Genomic DNA, 17,838 nt, shown 5'->3' with positions numbered 1-17,838 from the left:
GGTTCTCTTAAAGGTGTTGATCTGAATCAAGGCCGGAATTGTAAACCTAATTTAACACTTCATACATGGTTACGAAAGCACAACTCGCCAATTTGGGACTGTTTGACGCGAAGGTACCGCGTTACACAAGCTATCCAACGGCACCTCATTTCGGGCGCGACATCGGCGCCGGGGATTTCATCCGCTGGATCGAGTCGATTCCGCAGGGCGCAAAGATATCGCTTTACGTGCATGTCCCGTTCTGCAGGAGGCTGTGCTGGTTCTGTGCCTGCCGCACCCAGGGCACGCAGACCGACAAGCCGGTCATCGCCTATCTCGAGACCCTGAAGGCCGAATTGCAGATGCTGGGCAAGCACCTGCCCCGTGGCGTGCAATTGTCTCGTCTGCACTGGGGCGGCGGCACGCCGACCTTGCTTCAGCCGTCGATGATGCAGGATCTGGCCGAGGCCATAAAGAAGATCGCGCCCTTCACCGACGAGACCGAATTCTCGGTCGAGATCGACCCAAACGAGATCGACGGCCCCCGCCTCGATGCCCTTGCGGCCGCCGGGATGAACCGCGCCTCGATCGGGGTGCAGGATTTCAACGATGACATCCAGCACTCGATCGGCAGGCTTCAGGGCTATGACATCACGAAATGGGCCGCCGACGAAATTCGCGCCCGTGGCGTCGCCAGCCTGAATGCCGATATCCTCTATGGCCTGCCCCATCAAAGCAAGGCCCGGATCACCGAAAGCGTGCAAAAGCTTCTGTCGCTCAATCCCGACCGCGTCGCACTTTATGGCTACGCCCATGTGCCGTGGATGGCCAAGCGCCAGCAGATGCTGCCCTCCGACGCGCTGCCCACCCCCGAGGAACGGCTCGAGCTTTACGAAACCGCGCGCCGCCTCTTCTTGTGGGACAATTACGCCGAGATCGGGATCGACCATTTCGCCACACAGGATGACGGGTTGACCATCGCGCTCAAGGCCGGACGGCTTCGGCGCAACTTTCAGGGCTATACCGACGATACCGCCGATGTGCTGATCGGTGTCGGCGCCTCCTCGATCTCGAAATTCCCGCAAGGCTTTGCCCAGAACGCTCCCGCAACGGGCGCACATACCGGCGCGATCCGCGAGGGGCAGTTTTCCACCGCTCGCGGCCATGCCTTCAGCGACGAAGATCGCCTGCGCAGCCGGATGATCGAACAGCTGATGTGCGAGTTCCGCATCGACGCCGCCGAGATGTCCGACAGCTTCGGTGTCAGCCCGCAACGCGTCCGCAAGATGCTCGAAGCAGGTGCCGCGCCGTTCAAAGGCCTCGTCAAAGTCGACGACAACGGCCTTTTTGTTCCACCCGAAGCGCGCCCCTTGACGCGGATGATCGCGCGCAGCTTCGATGCCTATGAACTCAGCAAGGCCGGCCACAGCTCGGCCATCTGAGCCGAATGCGCATCGCCACGTTCAATGTCCAGTCGCTGCGCCTGCGCGGCGACCACTTGAGCGGGGCGCATGACGACGACACGCCCGAACGCGCCGATCCCTCTCTCGATCATCGCGACCGTCTTCTGACGGCGCAGGTGATCCGCGATCTCGATGCCGATGTGCTGGCCCTGCAAGAGGTGTTCGACAGCGCGGCGCTGGATCATTTCCACGACCATTACCTGATCCCCGCCGGCATGCCTCCCTATCCGCACCGCATCTGCCTGCCCGGCAATGACGGGCGCGGTCTGGATATCGCGCTTCTGTCGCGCATGACGCCGGGCGACGTGGTCAGCCATGCCACCCTTCGCCCCGCCGATCTGGGGCTCGCCGTGCCACCGCGCCTGCGTGCCGAAACGCCGATTTTCCGGCGCGATTGCCTTCGGGTGGAATTGGCGGGGCTCACGCTTTTCCTTGTGCATTTCAAGGCGCCCACACCCGATCCCGATGCCGCGCGCCCGGTCCGTGCCCTCGAAGCCGCCGCATTGCGCGCCCTGATCGAGGCCCGGTTCGATGACCCCGCTCGCGCCATGTGGCTGATCCTCGGCGATCTCAACGATCCTTGGGACGCGAAGGATCCGCCCGCCACGGCGCCTGTCCTGCCGCCTTTCTCGGTCAATCTGATGGACCGATTGCCCGAGGATGCGCGCTGGTCCTATCATGACGCCTGGTCGGACCGATATGGCCGCCCGGATCAGATCCTCGCCAGCCCCGCACTGGCCCGCGCCTGCCCGGATGCCATGCCCGAAACCCTGCGTCATGGCATGGCTCTGGAAGCTGCGCGCAATGATGGCCCCCACCTGCCGGATGTGGGCCGGCACCGCCCCCATGCCAGCGATCACGCGGCGCTCATGATCGAGATCGCGGGTCTCTCACCCGGCTGAAGCGCGCCGCATCGCGGATTTGCCGCACCGTGGCCAAGCCCCGGCAGGCCCAGCCCCGGCAGGCACGGCCTCAGGCCGGCACGTCCAACGCGGCCTGCAGCAATGTCTTGGCATAATCGGTCTGCGGACGCTCGAACAGATCCTCAGCGGTGCCATATTCCACGATATCGCCCTGTTTCATCACCGCCACCCGATGGCTCATGGCGCGCACCACGGTAAGGTCATGGCTGATGAACAGATAGGCCAACCCGTATTTCACCTGCAGACGGCGCAGCAGATCGACGATCTGCACTTGCACCGTCATGTCGAGCGCCGATGTCGGCTCGTCCAGAACGACCATCTTTGGCCGCAGGATCATGGCGCGCGCAATGGCGATGCGCTGCCGCTGCCCCCCGGAAAATTCATGCGGATAGCGATCCATCGTGACCGGATCAAGATCCACCTCCTGCATCACCTCGGCCACCAGCTCCCGCACGGGTCGGCCATCCGGATTGCCATGCACGCCCAGACCCTCCGCGATGATCTGCTCGCAGGTCATACGCGGGCTCAGACTGCCGAAGGGATCCTGGAACACGATTTGCATGTCCCGCCGCCTGCGGCGCAGCGCCCGTGTCGACCAGCCATGCACATCCTCGCCATCGAATGTGATGCCGCCCTCGGACTGGATCAGCCGCATGATCGCCAGCGCCAGCGTCGTCTTGCCCGATCCGCTTTCACCCACGATACCAAGCGTCTCGCCGGCGCGCACATTGATCGTGGCCGCGTTGACCGCCTTCACATGGCCCACCGTGCGGCGCAAGAAACCCTGCTGGATCGGGAACCACACGCGCAACTCGTCGGTGCGCACCACCTCTCTTGCCTCCTGCGGCACCGGCTCCGGCCGTCCCGAGGGCCGCGCCGCCAGAAGCTTCTGCGTATAGGGATGCTGCGGGTTGTCGAAGATCTCGCGCACCGGCCCGCTTTCCACGATCCGCCCGTCCTTCATGACACAGACCTTGTCGGCGATCCGCGACACAACGTTGAGATCATGGGTGATGAACAACAACCCCATGCCTTCTTCGCGCTTCAGCTCGGCCAGCAGCTCGAGGATCTGCGCCTGAATGGTGACATCCAGCGCCGTGGTCGGCTCGTCCGCGATCAGGATGTCTGGCTTGTTGGCCAGCGCCATGGCGATCATCACCCTCTGGCGCTGCCCGCCGGACAATTGATGCGGATAGGCCGTCAGCCGGCTTTCCGCGTCCCGGATGCCCACCCGTTCCAGCAATTCCACGATGCGCGCGCGCGCCTCGGCCCCGGTGAGCCCCTGATGCAGTTCCAGACTTTCGGTGATCTGCTTTTCCAGCGTGTGCAGCGGGTTGAGGCTCGTCATCGGCTCCTGGAAGATGAAGCTGATGTCATTGCCCCGCACCTTGCGCAGCCGCTTGTCGGGCGCGCCGATCATCTCTTGCCCATCATAGGTGACGCTGCCTTCGACCTGCGCCGATGCGCCCAGCAGGGACACCGTGCTCAGCGCCGTGACCGACTTGCCGGAGCCCGATTCGCCCACCAGCGCCACCGTCTCGCCCCGGTCCACCGTGAACGAGACACCATGCACCGCCTGCACGATCCGCCCGTCCTGCCGAAAACCGACCTTCAGATCCGTCACCGTCAACACACTCATTCGAAGGTCTTCCTCGGATCGAACGCGTCGCGCACCCCCTCGAAGATGAAGACCAGCAGCGACAACATGATTGCAAAGGCGAAGAACGCCGTGAAGGCCAGCCACGGCGCCTGCAGGTTCTGCTTGGCCTGCAGCGTTAGCTCTCCCAGGCTGGGCGAGCTTGACGGCAGACCGAATCCCAGGAAATCCAGCCCCGCCAGAAGCGAGATCGTGCCCGTGATCACGAATGGCAACATGGTCAGCGTGGCCACCATCGCATTGGGCAGCATATGGCGGAACATGATGGTCAGGTTGCTCACGCCCAACGCCTTGGCCGCGCGCACATATTCAAGGTTGCGCGCCCTCAGGAATTCAGCCCGCACCACGCCCACCAAAGCCATCCAGCCGAACAGAACGGTGATCGCCACCAGAAGCCAGAAACTTCGCGGCAGAATGGCAAACAGGATGATGATGACATAGATCTGCGGCGTCGCCGCCCAGATCTCGATGATCCGCTGGAAAATCAGATCCAGCCGCCCGCCGAAATACCCCTGCAGCGCGCCCGCGAAAATCCCGATCACCGAACATAGCGCCGTCACGATCAGCGTGAACATCACCGACAATCGGAACCCGTAAAGCACCCGCGCCAGCACATCGCGCTTGGTGTCGTCCGTGCCCAGCCAGTTCTGCGCATTGGGCGGCAACGGAGCGGCCCCGGGCCGGTCCACCGTGGTGTCATAGCTGTAGGGAATGAGCGGCCAAACCGTCCACCCCTTCTCGATCTGCGCGCCATCCACAACACCGTCCTGCGCATCTTCCAGCACGCCCTCGGGATCGTCGAAACAGATATCCAAGCCCCCCGACACGATCAGACATTCCACCTCAGGATCGCGATAGATCGCCTCGGTCTCGAAATCGCCCCCAAAGGCGGTCTCGGGATAGAAGGTGAAGATCGGCAAATAAAGCTCGCCGCGATATTTCAGCACGATCGGCTTGTCGTTGGCCACGAACTCGGCAAAGAGCGTTACGGTAAAGATCACCCCGAAAATCAGCAGCGACCAGAACGCGCGCCTGTTGCGCTTGAAATTCCGCCAGCGCCGCTGGTTGAGCGGCGACAGGCTCAACACCCCGCCGCGGTTTCTTCTGGCCTCAAATATCCCGGGGGAGGCGTTGAAATCCCCTTGGATTTCAACGTCGGGGGCAGGGCCCCCATCCTTGCCCGCCACGGCCATCCGCTCACGGTCCGGCATCGCTCAGCCCTCCCGCTTTTCAAAATCGATCCTGGGATCGACCAGCACATACATCAGGTCGCTCAGGATATTGACCAAAAGACCAATCAGCCCGAACAGGAACAGAGTGCCGAACATCACCGGATAATCGCGCCCCACCGCCGCCTCGAAGCCAAGCCGCCCAAGCCCGTCCAGCGAGAAGATCGTCTCGATCAGCACCGAACCGCCGAAAAACACCCCGATGAACACCGCCGGAAAGCCAGCGATCACGATCAACATGGCGTTGCGGAACACATGACCGTAAAGCACCCGCCCCTCGCTCAGGCCCTTGGCCCGTGCGGTCATCACGTAATGCTTCTTGATCTCGTCAAGGAAACTGTTCTTCGTCAGCAGCGTCAGCGTCGCAAAGGCCGAAATCGTCGAGGCCAGAACAGGCAGCGCGATATGCCACAGATAATCCAGGATCTTGCCCGTCATGCTCAGCTGCTCCCAATTGTCCGAGGTCAGCCCCCTGAGCGGGAAAATCTGCCAATAGCTGCCGCCCGCAAACAGCACCAGCAGCATGATCGCGAACAGAAAGGCCGGGATCGCATAGGCCACGATAATGATCGCACTGGTCCATGTGTCAAAGCCCGACCCGTCGCGCACCGCCTTGCGGATCCCCAGCGGGATCGAGATGAGATATGCGATCACCGTCGACCACAGGCCAAGCGTGACCGACACCGGCATCTTTTCCAGCACCAGATCCGTCACCTCGATCTTTCGGAAATAGCTCTCTCCGAAGTCGAAGCGCATGTAGTTCCACATCATGTTGAGGAACCGCTCCAGCGGCGGCTTGTCCAGCCCGAATTGCCGCTCCAATTCCTCGATCAGTTCGGGCGGCAGACCGCGCGCGCCCAGATACTTGTCATCTCCGCCCCCGGCGGCGGTCATGTCCTGTCCCGCATCGCTGCCCGATCCGGAAAAGCTTTCGAAAACATCGCCCTGCCCTTGCATATTGGCGATGACCTGCTCCACCGGCCCGCCCGGCACGAACTGCACAAGCGCGAAATTGATGACCATGATCCCCAGCAAGGTGGGGATGATGAGCAAGAGCCTGCGCAGGATATACGCACCCATTCAGACGCCCCCCCCGGTCCCGGTCATGGCCGCGCAGGGCCATGCCCGCGCATCGCGCGGCACCCGTGGCGCGCGCCTGATCGCAAGATCCGTTCGCACGGCACCGCCTTCACAGCGCCCCCGCCTCTTGCAGCGCCTTGGCCTTGTCGGCGTTGTACCACCAGAAATCCAGCACACCCAGCGCATAGGGCGGCAGGGTTTCGGGATGCTCATACATGTCCCAATAGGCCACCCAGTTGCTGTCATTGTACCAAACCGGCACCATGAAGAACTCATAGCGCAGCGCCCGGTCCAACGCGGTCAGCGCCACCTGTTCCTCTTCGCGCGTCTCCGAATCAAGCGCCGCGTTGATGATCGCATCGACCATCGGACTGGCCAGACCGGCGGGATTGAACAGGCTGAACTCGGCCTCCTGACTGCCATAGCGCTGCATCAGCCCCGTGCCCGCGGCGAGGAAGGCGGAATAGCTGTCGAACACCAGATCATAATCGCGGTCGCGGTTGCGCATCGTGTATTGCGACGGATCCACATTCTCGAACTGCGCGTCGATCCCCATCAGCTGCAGATTGCTCACGAAGCTTTCCACCACCGCACCCAAGGTGGCCGACCCAGAGGACGGGATCGGAAATTCCAGCGTCAGCAACTCGCCTTGCGCATTGCGCCGCTTGCCATCCGACCCCACGGCCCAGCCCGCCTCGTCCAGCAGCGCCATCGCGCGGCGCAGGTTGCGCCGGTCGTTCAGACGCTCGCCATTCGATGTATGCGCCATCACCGCCGGTTCGCTCAGAACCGCCTCGGGGATCACGTCGCCAAGGCTCTGCAGCAACTCCAGCTCGGCGCCTTCGGGCACGCCCTCGGCCTGCAGCGGCGTGTCCTGCACAAAGGAATGGCGCTGATTGAACAGCCCGAATTGCAGCGATTGGTTGGTCCATTCGAAGTTGTAGCCCAGCGCAACCGCCTGCCGCACGCGCTTGTCCTTCAAAGGCTCGCTGGCAAGATTGAACACGATCCCGTTGGGTGTGGGCGGATTGCCATCGGGCAACTCGTCCAGCGTGACCCAGCCCTTGTCCACCGCCGGGAAATCATATCCCGTGGCCCATGTCTTGGAATTCGTCTCCGCGCGAAAGGTGTATTCCCCCGCCTTGAACGCCTCGAAGGCCGCGTTGTCATCGGCGAAATACTCGATCCTGATGCGGTCGAAATTGTGCCGTCCCCGGTTAATCGGCAAATCCTTCGCCCAATAGTCGGGGTTGCGCGCATAGACGACCCGACGATTCACGTCATAGCTTTCGACCTGATAGGGGCCGGACCCCGGCGCCGCATCCAGCCTCGGCTCATCAAGCCTTGCCTCGTTGGCTTCATACCATGCCTTCGGAAACACCGGCGTGCTGCCCACCTGATCGATCAGCGACCGGCGCGAAATACCTTCGGCAAAGGTGAACTTCACCCGGTGATCGTCCAGCGCCTCGGCACTCAAGACCCTCCGGCTCACCGCCTGCGCATAGGACGGCAGACCCTGTTCCAGAAACAGGTTATGCGAAAAGACAACGTCATGCGCCGTGACCGGCGTCCCATCGGCGAACCGCGCCTCGGGGCGCATGTTGAAAATCACCCAGGTCTTTCCCGCGTCATATTCAAGGCTTTCAGCCAGCAACCCGTACATCTCGCCATAGACATCCGCAGGGGCTGGACCCCCGCTAGCGGGCATCTCACCCAGCAGGCTTTCATAGACCATCCACGACAGCCGCGCCGCACGACCCTTGCGCGAATAGGGGTTCATCGAATCGAACGTCCCCGGCGCGTAAAGCGAGATTTCGCCCCCCTTGGGCGCCTCCGGATTGACGTAGTTGAAATGCTCGAAATCGGGCGGATAGCTCAATTCGCCGTAATAGGAATAGCCATGCGACCGGATCACCTGATCCTCGGCCATGGCCTTTTGCGCCACAAGCGCCGCGATCGTCAGACCGATCATGCCCGCCACCCCCAGCAGGCTGCGGCGCAAGTCACTCAAGGGGATCATCCGGGCTCTCGCCCGGTTGCGGTATCCGGTCATGCCGTGCTCCTTGTCAGACGCTCTCAAATGTGGCGCTGAACTCGTCATTTGCAAGCTACCGGAGGGCGCCACCCTCATACAAGCGCTGAAATTGCCGTGATCGGCCGTTTGGCCGCCACCCGCCTCCTCACCACCCCCATGCAAAAGGCCGCCGTCCCGGCTGGGTCGGCGGCCTCTCGATAGGCGTATAACGCTTTTCGCGTTACTGAGCGACGCTCTGCAGGTACGAGACCACGGCGGCGCGGTCCTCTTCCTTGCGCAGACCGGCAAAGCTCATCTTGTTGCCCGGCGCATAGTCCTTGGGGTTCTCAAGGAACGCGTTCAGCTCGTCGGCAGTCCACACACCGCCCATATCCTGCAGCACGTTGGAATACCGGAAGCCCTCGACGCTGCCGATCTCACGACCAACCACACCATAGAGATACGGGCCAACGCCGTTGGCGCCCTCTTCCAGCTTGTGGCAAGCGGCACAGCGGCGGTACAGGCTTTCTCCCTCCGACGGATCGGTTGCGGCAACCAGTTGCGCAAAGGCCGACTCGGCACCGCCGGCATCCGCTGTCGCGGTTGCTGCCTCGGCTTCGGCTGCAGGTGCAGCCTCGGCAGGGGCAGCTTCCGCCTGCGCGGTCTCGGCAGGTGCAGCTTCAGCCTGAGCAGTCTCGGTCGCCGCCGGTTCGGCAGCCGGCTCGGCGGCGGCCTCTTCCTGCGCGGCGGGGGCGGCTGCCGCCACCTCGGTCATGTCCCCGTCGGTCATGTCGAGGAACGCGATCACGTTCGCGCGATCCTCGGCCTTCGGCAAACCGGCAAAGCCCATCGTGGTGCCCGGCGCATACCCCTTGGGGTTGGCAAGGAACGCATCCAGCTCTTCGGGTGTCCACACATCGTTCACCGCGATCAGGTTGCCCGAATAGCTGAAGCCCTGCGACGCGGCCACGTCACGTCCGACCACACCATAAAGATAGGGGCCCGTGCCGTTCGCACCCTCCTCCAGCTTGTGACAGGCCGCGCATTTGTTGTAGACGCGCTCGCCCTTGCCGACATCGGCTGCGGCGTAAAGCTCGGCAAAGCTGGGGCCTTCCTCGGCCACCTCTTCGGCGCCGTCGCCCTCGCCCGTATCGATCACGTAGCCCTGCGCATGATCTTCTCCATGCTTGCCGCCCGTGTGATACAGCGATTCCGCCGCCCAACTGCCCAGAAGGAAGATCAGAAGCGCGCCGCAAAAGCTGCCAAGGACCTTCGTGAATGTCATCGTGTCGAACATGTGCCCGTTTCCCGTTAGGTATCCGTCGCGGCGTATCTATCCGCTTCCCCTCATGTGGCGCAAGGTGTAGTTTGCGCGACCAATCGACCGACCCCGGACCAATCCACAGGAACCACCCATCATGACCAAGCGCATTGCCTTCCAGGGCGAGCCAGGCGCCTATTCCCATCAGGCCTGCCGCGAAACCTATCCCGACATGGAGGCCATGCCCTGCCGCACGTTCGAAGACGCGATTCAGGCGGTGCGCAGTCACGAAGCGGACCTCGCCATGCTGCCGGTCGAGAACTCGACCTTCGGACGTGTCGCCGACATTCACCACCTGCTGCCCGAGTCAGGCCTGCACATCATCGCCGAAGCCTTCGTGCGCGTGCATATCAACCTGCTGGCCCTGCCGGGCGCATCGCTTGCCGATATCGACCGCGCCATGAGCCATACGATGCTTCTGGGCCAGTGCCGCGAATTTCTGCACGAACATGACATCCAACGTGTCACCGGCGCCGACACCGCAGGCTCGGCCCGTCAGGTCGCCGAAACCGGCGATCCGTCCCTGGCCGCTCTGGCCAGCGAACTCGCCGGCGAGATCTATGGTCTGGATGTCATCGCCCGCAACATCGAGGACGAGGGCAACAACACGACGCGCTTTCTCGTGATGTCCCGCGATCCTGACCATTCCCAGCGCGGCGATGACGGGATGATGACGACATTCGTCTTTCAGGTCCGCAACATTCCCGCCGCTCTCTACAAGGCGATGGGCGGTTTCGCGACGAACGGCGTCAACATGACCAAGCTGGAAAGCTACATGGTGGGCGGGTCCTTCAACGCCACGCAATTCTATGCCGATATCGAAGGCCACCCCGAAGATCCCGCCGTAAGACGCGCGCTCGACGAGCTGGATTACTTCACCTCAGAGGTGCGGATGCTCGGTGTCTACCCCGCCGATCCGGGCCGCCACTAACAGGCCCGCCCGGTCGGGCGGGTCCTCATCTCACGACACGCGACTTTGGCGCTCTTCCAATTCCTGCGCATACTGGGACACGCGCTTGCGCAGGCGGCGTGTGATCGTCTTGCGCGCCAGCTTGAGCGACTGCACCAGCAAGCGCGCCGTCAGGTTCTTGGGCACCAATTCGATGTCCAGACTGAGCCGCGTGCGATTGCGTGACAGCGCCACAAGCTCCACCACCATCTGTCCGCCCATTGTGGGCGAACGCGAGGCCATGGTCAGCCCGTTGGGCGGGTCCAGACGTGCCAGCTCGATCTGCACCTCGCGCTGTTTGCCGCGCAGCATGAACGTTATATCCCAGGCCATGCCCGGCCCATCCGCCTTGAGATCGTCGACCCTCAGCACCTCGGCGCCGCGCCGCATGGCACGACGCTCGAACGCCTGAAAATCCGTGATCTGCTCATAGACGAAATCGATCGGAGCCTCGACATCCTCCCGGGCGTTCATTTTCATCGCTGTTCACACTCCAATGCATGGCACTTTTACCCACAAGCCGGCATTCTTGCCTCAATCCAGCGTATCCGCAAGCCAGTTGCGCAAGAGGAACTGGGCGATCGCTCCCTGTCTGGCAGGCGCCAGAAACGGGTGCTCCTTCGCAAAAGCCCGCAGGATATCCTCCCGCGTGAACCATTGCGCATCCTCGATCTCATGCGGGTCTATGGTGATCTCGTCGCTCAGCGCCTCGCCCCGGCATCCCATCATCAGCGAGGCTGGAAAAGCCCAGGGCTGACTGGCCAGATACCCCACCTCCCCGACGCGCACGGCGGTTTCCTCGAACACTTCGCGCCGCACCGCGGCCTCCATCGTCTCGCCCGGTTCGATGAACCCCGCCAGCAACGAATACATCCCCTCGGGCCAGCCCGGCGACCGGCCCAGCAACACCCTGTTGCCACGCGTGATCAGCATGATGACAACCGGATCGGTGCGCGGGAAATGATGCCCGCCACAGGCGCCGCAGACCCTTTGCCAGCCCGATTGCGCCATCTCGCTTTCCGCCCCGCAGCGCGCGCAGAACCGATGGCTCAGATGCCAGCCCAGAACGGCCTTTCCCGTCGCCGCCAACTCTGCATCGCGCGGGCTGAGCCCGCTCATGATCCGGCGCAATTTGGCAAAGGCCATGCTCTGGGCAAGCGCCGGATGGCGCTGCTCGGTCGGGTCCAGAAAGCGGTCCAGCTGGCTGTCATCCAGATCCTCGGGCGCCCAGCTCGACAGGTCATGCGCAAAGACCAGCCGCCCCTCCTCGCGCCCCAGCAGCACCGGCGCGCCATCGGCCTCGGCCAGCACCGGATGATCCAGATCCAGCCGCACCAGCCGGTCCAGACCGCCCCCTTCCACAAGCGGCTTGCCACGCCAGAACAGCACCGCACAGGCCCCGTCCCGCTCGATCGCCCGGGTCAGCTCCTCCATGTCCCCGCGCAGTTCCGCGGCCCGGTCCAGCCCCGATCCCCCGAAGGTTACTGTTTCGGCATGTCTCATATCGCGTCTCCTTCGCGCGTCAGGTGCCATGTTCCCGCAGTCCCGACAAGCCGCTCCGGACGCGCGACGTCATGCCGCATCGCCACCATACACGTTAAGATTGTTTACTATGTTTGCATTTCTCTCTTAATGCGTTATTATCCTTTTGTTAACCATTACTGTTGACCTCTGGTCGCCCGGCCTTTGGCTCCGGTCGTCTCGTTTCGTGCCCTTGATGCGGTTGCGCCCCGTTGAAAAACCACGCCTCCCCCAATCCGCCCCGGGTCAACGGTTCCTCTGCGACCCTCCACCTCAGACTGCTCGAAACAACCGACATTCACGGACATATCGCGCCCTTCGACTATCTCGACCAGCGCAACCAGTGGCAGGGCGGGCTGGCGCGTGTGGCCACGCTGATCCGTGCCGCCCGTGCCCAGGCGCGCAACTGCCTGCTGTTCGACAATGGCGATTTCCTGCAGGGAAGCGCGCTCAGTGATCTGCTGCCGGACCCCAGCGGCTGGCACGGCCCGCATCCCGTCATCGCGGCAATGAACGCTCTGGACTACGATGGCGCGGCGCTTGGCAATCACGAATTCGACTTCGGCCTCGATTTCCTCTGCGCGGCCTTGTCCCAGGCCCGCTTTCCCGTCGTCTGCGCCAATCTGCACCCAATGGGCACAACCCGGCTTCCCGCCACCCCGACCCTTCTGCTCGAACGCCGGCTCGAAGATGAGGCAGGACAGCTGCGCGATCTCAGGATCGGGGTGATCGGCGTGGTGGTGCCCCAGGTCGCCAAATGGAACCGCGATCACCTCGAGGGCCGGGTCATGGCCTCCGGCATCACCGAAACCGCACGGCTGCAAGCCCCGGCCTTGCGGGCCGCCGGGGCCGATCTGGTGGTCATGCTGGCCCATACCGGGATCGACGCCGCCACCGATCATCCGGGGCTGGAAAACGCCGCCCTGCCGCTGGCCGCAATTCCAGGGGTCGACGTGGTTCTGGCAGGCCACAGCCACAGGGTCTTTCCCGGCCCCGATCACGCGGGCCTCTCCGGCGTGGATGCCGCCCATGGCACGCTCAATGGCATTCCAGCGGTGATGGCCGGTTTCGCCGGATCGCATCTCGGCATCGTCGATCTTGACCTCAGGCAAGACGCGCGCGGCTGGCGCATCACGCGCCACCACTGCGAGGCGCGCCCGGTCCAGCACGCCCCCGGAACACCGCCCACACCTCCCGATCCGGCGATCCTCCGGGCGGTGGGTCGTGCCCATCACCGGACCGTCTCGGCGATGCGCAAGCCTCTCAACACCACCCGCACGGCGCTGCACAGCTATCTGGCGCTGATCCGCGACGATCCGGTGACCGCGCTCGTCAACGCAGCCCAAACCGCCGCCATCGCACGCGCGCTTATTGGCACCAGGGCCGAGGGCCTGCCGGTCCTGTCTGCCACGGCGCCCTTTCGCACCGGCGGGCGCGCCGGCCCCTATCATTACATCGACATCACGCCCGGTCCGTTCCGCATGGGGGATGCCGTCAATCTCTATCCTTTCCCCAACACCCTGACCTGTGCGCGCATCACCGGCGCCCAGCTGCGCGACTGGCTCGAACGCGCCGCCAGCTGCTTTCACCAGATCCGGCCGGGCCTTGCCGATCAACCTCTGCTCGACCCCAGATTTCCCGGCCATGCCTTCGACACGGTCTCCGGCGTCACCTACCGCATCGATCCGGGCCAGCCCGCCCGCTTCGGCCCGGACGGCACCCTGATCGACACCGAAGCATGGCGCACCCGCGATCTGCGGCGTCTGGGCCGGCCCGTCAGGGATACCGACCTCTTCGTGCTCGCGACCAACACATACCGCGCCTCCGGCAGCGGCCCCTATCCTATGCTGGTCGACCACGACATCCTCGACGCTCCCGCCCTGCAGGTGCGCGATGCGCTGGTCAACCATGTGCGCCGCGGCCCCCCGATCGACGCGCGCCGCGGCATCGGCTGGGCCTTGCGCCCGGTCTGCGGGGCCAGCGTGCTGGTCGATACCGGCCCCGGACTGCGCCGCCACCCGTGGGACATACGCGCACTCGGCGCCGAAGAGCTGGGCTGCGACGCCAAAGGGTTCCTGCGCCTGCGCCTGCCTCTGGGCGCCGATGCGCCCCTTGCGAATCCGCCGCAAGACCCCTAGACACCTCCTCGAGAGGTTGGCGCGGGCAGGCGCCTCGCCAACCCGGTCAGGTCCGGAAGGAAGCAGCCGTAACGAGCCCCGCTTGGGTCGTTGTCCAACCTCTCACCTTCCCACCCTCCCCGGTTCTGTGCCGCTTTTGCCGGGCATCGGCCAATTGGTCGCACCTTCAGGGCCGATTTCCCTCAACTTGTCGGGGGTGTCGGCCTTTCCTCCCGGCGGCACCGCCCTATGTGCATCCCGTGGCATTCAATCGGAGGCAAAGATGGACGGACAAACAGTCGACACGGATCGCCGCACCGCCGAGGCGCTGCGCCAGCAGGACGTGTATGAAAAAGCAATGGCCTCTCTCAAGCTCGAGCGCCGCAAATCCGAGGCGATGGGCTATGCCGTCATGGCCAGCCTGGACAGCTTCACGCCGGCAAGCCGTGGCGAAGGCTGGCTTGGACGCGCCGTGTTCTGGTCCAAGATCGGCTGCATCACCTTTGTCTGTGTCGCTCCAAACTATCTGGTCTGGCGCCTGCTTCTGTAGCCTGCAGCGCGTCCCCCGTGACACCTGAGACGGAAACACCCTTCATTCGGCTCATGCGCCTAGTGACGGGTCTTTTTCGTGCGCCCCCCGGCGTCGGGCGCATCGCCTTGGCCGTGGCCTATGGCGTGATCTGTCACGCCGTCTTCGCCGTGGCGGTGATCGCGATGATCGTGGCGATGTTCTTTGGTATGAGCGAAAGCCTGGGCCGCGTACCCGCCCCTTGGCACATTCTGGCCAATGCGCTTTTGATCCTGCAATTCCCTCTGGCGCATTCGGTGTTGCTCACGGCGCGCGGTCGCGCCTTTCTGGCCAAGCTCGCACCACGTCGCTACGGGGCGACACTCGCCACCACAACCTATGCGATCATCGCCTCTGCACAGCTGGCCGCGCTTTTCATCCTTTGGACTCCAAGCGGCATCGTCTGGTGGCGGGCCGAGGGCGCGGCCTTCTGGGTTCTGTGCACCGCCTATGCCTCTGCATGGCTCATCCTCATCAAGGCCAGCTATGACGCCGGCGCCGAGGTGCAGTCCGGCGCGCTTGGCTGGATGTCACTGGTTCAGAAAATCCGCCCCCGATTTCCCGACATGCCTGAAACGGGCCTCTTCCGGGTGATCCGGCAACCGATCTATGTGGGCTTCGCACTGACCTTGTGGACCGTGCCGGTCTGGACACCCGATCAACTGGCGCTGGCGCTTGGCTATACCGCCTATTGCCTGCTTGCCCCCCGGCTCAAGGAACGCCGCTTCGCCGCTCTCTATGGCGACCGCTTCCGCCGGTACCAGTCCCGCACACCCTACATCCTGCCGCGCTTGCCCCGCTCCCGCTGACAACGCCCCGATCGGGGTGATCATCCTAGATTGACGCGGGCAACACAGCCTCGGCATTTTCAGCTTCTACCTCGATACGCAGTTTTCTTCGCGCCAGTGTTTCATGCCACTCCTGCGCTTCGCGGTTTCGAAAGAAGTCTGCTTCAGGGGCAAGCCTTTGAACCGCCTCTTCGACCTCTTCCAGATCAACACGGAAGAATTCTTTCCTTTGGTTTGCCATATTGATCCGCCGCTCACTGAATTCATTGTGAAGGGCTGCTTCCAGCTTTGGCGCTTCGTCCGAATAGATCATCGCGTGTGTATCGAACCCGAACGGCACGGATGCATCCCCCAATTCCTTGACTCGGTCATAAGGATCCAGCCGCCGCGTAAGACCGATTTTCACGATATCCTCTCCGAAAGAACCAATGTTCGAGATAATGTAGACGAACCCGGACTTTGTCATCTCGGCCATAGCCTTCGCTCGCTCGGTTTTCTCATGAGCTTCGGCCAAGGCAGCTTCGAGTTCGGCAATGCGACTCTCATCCACACCAGCTTCCTGACGGGCCTTGTCGAGCAGCGCCTTAAATCTTCGCTCCTCCAGTTCGGCAGCCTCCGCTTCCTTCTCAAGGCGCCGTTCTTCTCGCTCAAGACGCGCTAGCTCAGCGCGTTCGTCCTTCTCGCGTTTGAGTTTTTCTCGATATTCATGGGTCAAGAACAACTCCTGCACTTTCAACCCAACATAATAAGGCGCAAGGGTAAGCGACATGGACTCGTTTGCCTTATCGATCTGTGTGGCCGCGTTCCTTATCCGCTTTTCCATCGCATTGACGTTATTCCAGCGAACATTCGCGATTGCTGCCTCGCACTCGTTGTTGAATGCTCGCATGGTAAGCCTCATTTGACGGTTAATCATCGTCGCGCCCTTGGCGAGGCTGCCATCCACAGTCCAATTCGCAGGACAGATGCAGGCAGTCTTCCTGCTGATCAGAACTTTCTGATCTTCGCGAACCTTCTTTATTTGCTCTTTGAAAAGCTCGCTGTCGTTGAAATCAAAGTGTGGTTCATAAACACCCAACTCAACAAAAGAGAGACGATCATCATATATCGCCAACTGCTGCACGAGTTTGTCATGGAACTCCTTTTTCTCCGCGTAGCTGTCACGCAGCTTAGCGATCGAGCTATCCAATTCTCGAACAGTTTCATCTCGCTCGGCTATGGCATCATCCCGAGAAATCAGGTCGGCATATTTTTCCCTCAACGTTGAGATTTCTTTATGTGTCGTTTCTGAAACTAAAGTGATTTCCCTACGTAAATCGCGGATTTTCCTCAGTGCTAAGAGCCACAAAACAAGAAAAATGGGACCCGAGACGAAAAGCAGCAATAGAAGGGCCGAGGTTGGATCCATAGGTTATCTCCTCCACCTTAAATTTCACCTAATACGAGAAATTTAAGCTAAGGCACTCAACGAGAAGCAACAACCTGAAATTCGGCCTGACAACCTGCCGGGACGTCTACATGAACGTGGCCTCAGTCACCTCAATGCAACGCACGCTGCCTTAATCACGGCATCTGCCGATATCCACACCGACGCGATACCGACGTAATACCGACGTGATGCCGAACAGCGTTTTCATTGATTATTCAGCGCCTTAACCCTGATTCGCGACCCTCACACCCGCCGCGCCCATGCCAACTGCGCCTCCGTCTCCACGGCGCAGGGCCGGATCGCCCTGAGCCGCGCCAGCGCCGCCTCCGGCGCCTCGCCCGCCTCGATCATCAGCCGCAGCGCCGCCATCCCCGACCGCCCGCAGCCCCCCATGCAATGGATCAACACCCGGCCCCGCCCCTGCAGCGCCGACAGCGCGGCATTGCTGGCCACATGCCAGGCCTCCTCGCCTTCGGGGTCGGGAATGTCCATATCCGTCACCGGCACATGCATCCACCTTGTGCCCATATCCTGCACATCGCTCCCCAGATCGCCCGCCCCCTGCGAGGCAAGCTCCGGCAAGGTGACCATCGAGACCACCAGCGCCGGCTTCCAGTCGCGCAGATGGGCGATGTCCTCGGCATAATGCCCGCCCCGCCCCGGCATCGGCGCCAGGGCCAGTATACCATCTGCGACCTGCAAGGCGTGAATGATAAATCCTGTCATGATTACAATGCTCTAAGTTATATTCCGGGCCTCGTCTCCCGGCGCTCCGAACGCGCTCTGTCCCGCCCTTCTTC

15 protein-coding genes and 1 other RNA gene are annotated in these 17,838 nt (G+C 62.6%); 7 read left to right on the top strand and 9 right to left on the bottom strand.

Features of this window, described 5'->3' with window-relative positions; genetic code table 11:
* Positions 1 to 65: 65 nt before the first annotated feature.
* Both hemN and RAZWK3B_RS19270 read left to right on the top strand, forming a co-directional pair.
* Positions 66 to 1,421, top strand: a complete 1,356-nt coding sequence (hemN, locus tag RAZWK3B_RS19275) for an oxygen-independent coproporphyrinogen III oxidase (RefSeq protein ID WP_037296291.1) — start codon at positions 66 to 68, stop codon at positions 1,419 to 1,421.
* Positions 1,422 to 1,426: 5 nt separating this feature from the next.
* The gene (locus RAZWK3B_RS19270; RefSeq protein ID WP_007818166.1) at positions 1,427 to 2,344 is read left to right on the top strand and encodes an endonuclease/exonuclease/phosphatase family protein; all 918 of its coding nucleotides are present in this window, start codon (positions 1,427 to 1,429) and stop codon (positions 2,342 to 2,344) included.
* A gap of 70 nt (positions 2,345 to 2,414) precedes the next feature.
* Here RAZWK3B_RS19270 and RAZWK3B_RS19265 read toward each other — a convergent pair whose 3' ends face one another.
* The 5 genes from RAZWK3B_RS19265 to RAZWK3B_RS19245 all read right to left on the bottom strand — a co-directional run bounded on the left by RAZWK3B_RS19265 (position 2,415) and on the right by RAZWK3B_RS19245 (position 9,642).
* Positions 2,415 to 4,004 (bottom strand): ABC transporter ATP-binding protein, encoded by a 1,590-nt coding sequence (locus RAZWK3B_RS19265; protein WP_007818164.1) that lies wholly within the window; start codon positions 4,002 to 4,004, stop codon positions 2,415 to 2,417.
* A complete protein-coding gene (locus RAZWK3B_RS19260; RefSeq protein WP_037296296.1) occupies positions 4,001 to 5,107 on the bottom strand; it encodes an ABC transporter permease in 1,107 nt (368 codons plus the stop codon). Before RAZWK3B_RS19260 ends, RAZWK3B_RS19265 begins: the two co-directional genes overlap by 4 nt.
* Positions 5,108 to 5,236: 129 nt before the next feature.
* A complete protein-coding gene (locus tag RAZWK3B_RS19255; RefSeq protein WP_007818160.1) occupies positions 5,237 to 6,331 on the bottom strand; it encodes a microcin C ABC transporter permease YejB in 1,095 nt (364 codons plus the stop codon).
* A 109-nt stretch (positions 6,332 to 6,440) separates the two neighbouring features.
* Positions 6,441 to 8,384 (bottom strand): extracellular solute-binding protein, encoded by a 1,944-nt coding sequence (locus RAZWK3B_RS19250; protein WP_007818158.1) that lies wholly within the window; start codon positions 8,382 to 8,384, stop codon positions 6,441 to 6,443.
* A gap of 202 nt (positions 8,385 to 8,586) precedes the next feature.
* Entirely contained in the window at positions 8,587 to 9,642 is a 1,056-nt protein-coding gene (locus RAZWK3B_RS19245; RefSeq protein ID WP_007818156.1) for a c-type cytochrome, read from the bottom strand.
* Between the two features lie 121 nt (positions 9,643 to 9,763).
* On the opposite strand from RAZWK3B_RS19245, the gene RAZWK3B_RS19240 reads away from it, so the two are divergent.
* Entirely contained in the window at positions 9,764 to 10,597 is an 834-nt protein-coding gene (locus tag RAZWK3B_RS19240; RefSeq protein ID WP_007818155.1) for a prephenate dehydratase, read from the top strand.
* A 30-nt stretch (positions 10,598 to 10,627) separates the two neighbouring features.
* On the opposite strand, the gene RAZWK3B_RS19235 is transcribed toward RAZWK3B_RS19240, so the two are convergent.
* The gene (locus RAZWK3B_RS19235) at positions 10,628 to 11,095 is read right to left on the bottom strand and encodes an SRPBCC family protein (RefSeq protein WP_007818153.1); all 468 of its coding nucleotides are present in this window, start codon (positions 11,093 to 11,095) and stop codon (positions 10,628 to 10,630) included.
* A 54-nt stretch (positions 11,096 to 11,149) separates the two neighbouring features.
* Positions 11,150 to 12,118 carry an NAD(+) diphosphatase gene (gene nudC, locus RAZWK3B_RS19230; RefSeq protein WP_007818151.1) on the bottom strand — a complete coding sequence of 323 codons (969 nt, stop codon included), beginning with the start codon at positions 12,116 to 12,118 and terminating at the stop codon, positions 11,150 to 11,152.
* A gap of 230 nt (positions 12,119 to 12,348) precedes the next feature.
* Here nudC and RAZWK3B_RS19225 point away from each other — a divergent pair, with 230 nt between their 5' ends.
* The 4 genes from RAZWK3B_RS19225 to RAZWK3B_RS19215 all read left to right on the top strand — a co-directional run bounded on the left by RAZWK3B_RS19225 (position 12,349) and on the right by RAZWK3B_RS19215 (position 15,630).
* Positions 12,349 to 14,274 (top strand): bifunctional 2',3'-cyclic-nucleotide 2'-phosphodiesterase/3'-nucleotidase, encoded by a 1,926-nt coding sequence (locus tag RAZWK3B_RS19225; RefSeq protein ID WP_007818149.1) that lies wholly within the window; start codon positions 12,349 to 12,351, stop codon positions 14,272 to 14,274.
* 9 nt (positions 14,275 to 14,283) lie between these two features.
* Positions 14,284 to 14,382: signal recognition particle sRNA small type (gene ffs, locus RAZWK3B_RS20805), an RNA gene on the top strand.
* A 154-nt stretch (positions 14,383 to 14,536) separates the two neighbouring features.
* The gene (locus tag RAZWK3B_RS19220) at positions 14,537 to 14,803 is read left to right on the top strand and encodes a hypothetical protein (protein WP_007818147.1); all 267 of its coding nucleotides are present in this window, start codon (positions 14,537 to 14,539) and stop codon (positions 14,801 to 14,803) included.
* 53 nt (positions 14,804 to 14,856) lie between these two features.
* The gene (locus RAZWK3B_RS19215; RefSeq protein ID WP_007818145.1) at positions 14,857 to 15,630 is read left to right on the top strand and encodes a methyltransferase family protein; all 774 of its coding nucleotides are present in this window, start codon (positions 14,857 to 14,859) and stop codon (positions 15,628 to 15,630) included.
* A gap of 25 nt (positions 15,631 to 15,655) precedes the next feature.
* Here RAZWK3B_RS19215 and RAZWK3B_RS19210 read toward each other — a convergent pair whose 3' ends face one another.
* Positions 15,656 to 17,017 (bottom strand): SNIPE associated domain-containing protein, encoded by a 1,362-nt coding sequence (locus tag RAZWK3B_RS19210; protein WP_007818144.1) that lies wholly within the window; start codon positions 17,015 to 17,017, stop codon positions 15,656 to 15,658.
* A 264-nt stretch (positions 17,018 to 17,281) separates the two neighbouring features.
* On the bottom strand, positions 17,282 to 17,764 hold the full coding sequence (locus RAZWK3B_RS19205) for a protein-tyrosine phosphatase family protein (protein WP_007818142.1): 483 nt from the start codon (positions 17,762 to 17,764) through the stop codon (positions 17,282 to 17,284).
* Between the last annotated feature and the right edge of the window lie 74 nt (positions 17,765 to 17,838).

This window comes from Roseobacter sp. AzwK-3b, assembly GCF_000170875.1.
GTDB classification, from domain to species: Bacteria; Pseudomonadota; Alphaproteobacteria; order Rhodobacterales; family Rhodobacteraceae; genus Roseovarius; species Roseovarius litoreus.
Note: the sequence above shows the minus strand (reverse complement) of the source record. Positions and strands in the feature narration are given on the sequence as shown.

Excerpts from the sequence above, each read along its gene's own strand:
- hemN (WP_037296291.1), top strand. The coding sequence starts at position 66 with ATGGTTACGAAAGCACAACTCGCCAATTTGGGACTGTTTGACGCGAAG.
- RAZWK3B_RS19270 (WP_007818166.1), top strand. The coding sequence starts at position 1,427 with ATGCGCATCGCCACGTTCAATGTCCAGTCGCTGCGCCTGCGCGGCGAC.
- RAZWK3B_RS19265 (WP_007818164.1), bottom strand. The coding sequence starts at position 4,004 with ATGAGTGTGTTGACGGTGACGGATCTGAAGGTCGGTTTTCGGCAGGAC.
- RAZWK3B_RS19255 (WP_007818160.1), bottom strand. The coding sequence starts at position 6,331 with ATGGGTGCGTATATCCTGCGCAGGCTCTTGCTCATCATCCCCACCTTG.
- RAZWK3B_RS19250 (WP_007818158.1), bottom strand. The coding sequence starts at position 8,384 with ATGACCGGATACCGCAACCGGGCGAGAGCCCGGATGATCCCCTTGAGT.
- RAZWK3B_RS19245 (WP_007818156.1), bottom strand. The coding sequence starts at position 9,642 with ATGTTCGACACGATGACATTCACGAAGGTCCTTGGCAGCTTTTGCGGC.
- RAZWK3B_RS19240 (WP_007818155.1), top strand. The coding sequence starts at position 9,764 with ATGACCAAGCGCATTGCCTTCCAGGGCGAGCCAGGCGCCTATTCCCAT.
- RAZWK3B_RS19235 (WP_007818153.1), bottom strand. The coding sequence starts at position 11,095 with ATGAAAATGAACGCCCGGGAGGATGTCGAGGCTCCGATCGATTTCGTC.
- nudC (WP_007818151.1), bottom strand. The coding sequence starts at position 12,118 with ATGAGACATGCCGAAACAGTAACCTTCGGGGGATCGGGGCTGGACCGG.
- RAZWK3B_RS19220 (WP_007818147.1), top strand. The coding sequence starts at position 14,537 with ATGGACGGACAAACAGTCGACACGGATCGCCGCACCGCCGAGGCGCTG.
- RAZWK3B_RS19215 (WP_007818145.1), top strand. The coding sequence starts at position 14,857 with ATGCGCCTAGTGACGGGTCTTTTTCGTGCGCCCCCCGGCGTCGGGCGC.
- RAZWK3B_RS19210 (WP_007818144.1), bottom strand. The coding sequence starts at position 17,017 with ATGGATCCAACCTCGGCCCTTCTATTGCTGCTTTTCGTCTCGGGTCCC.
- RAZWK3B_RS19205 (WP_007818142.1), bottom strand. The coding sequence starts at position 17,764 with ATGACAGGATTTATCATTCACGCCTTGCAGGTCGCAGATGGTATACTG.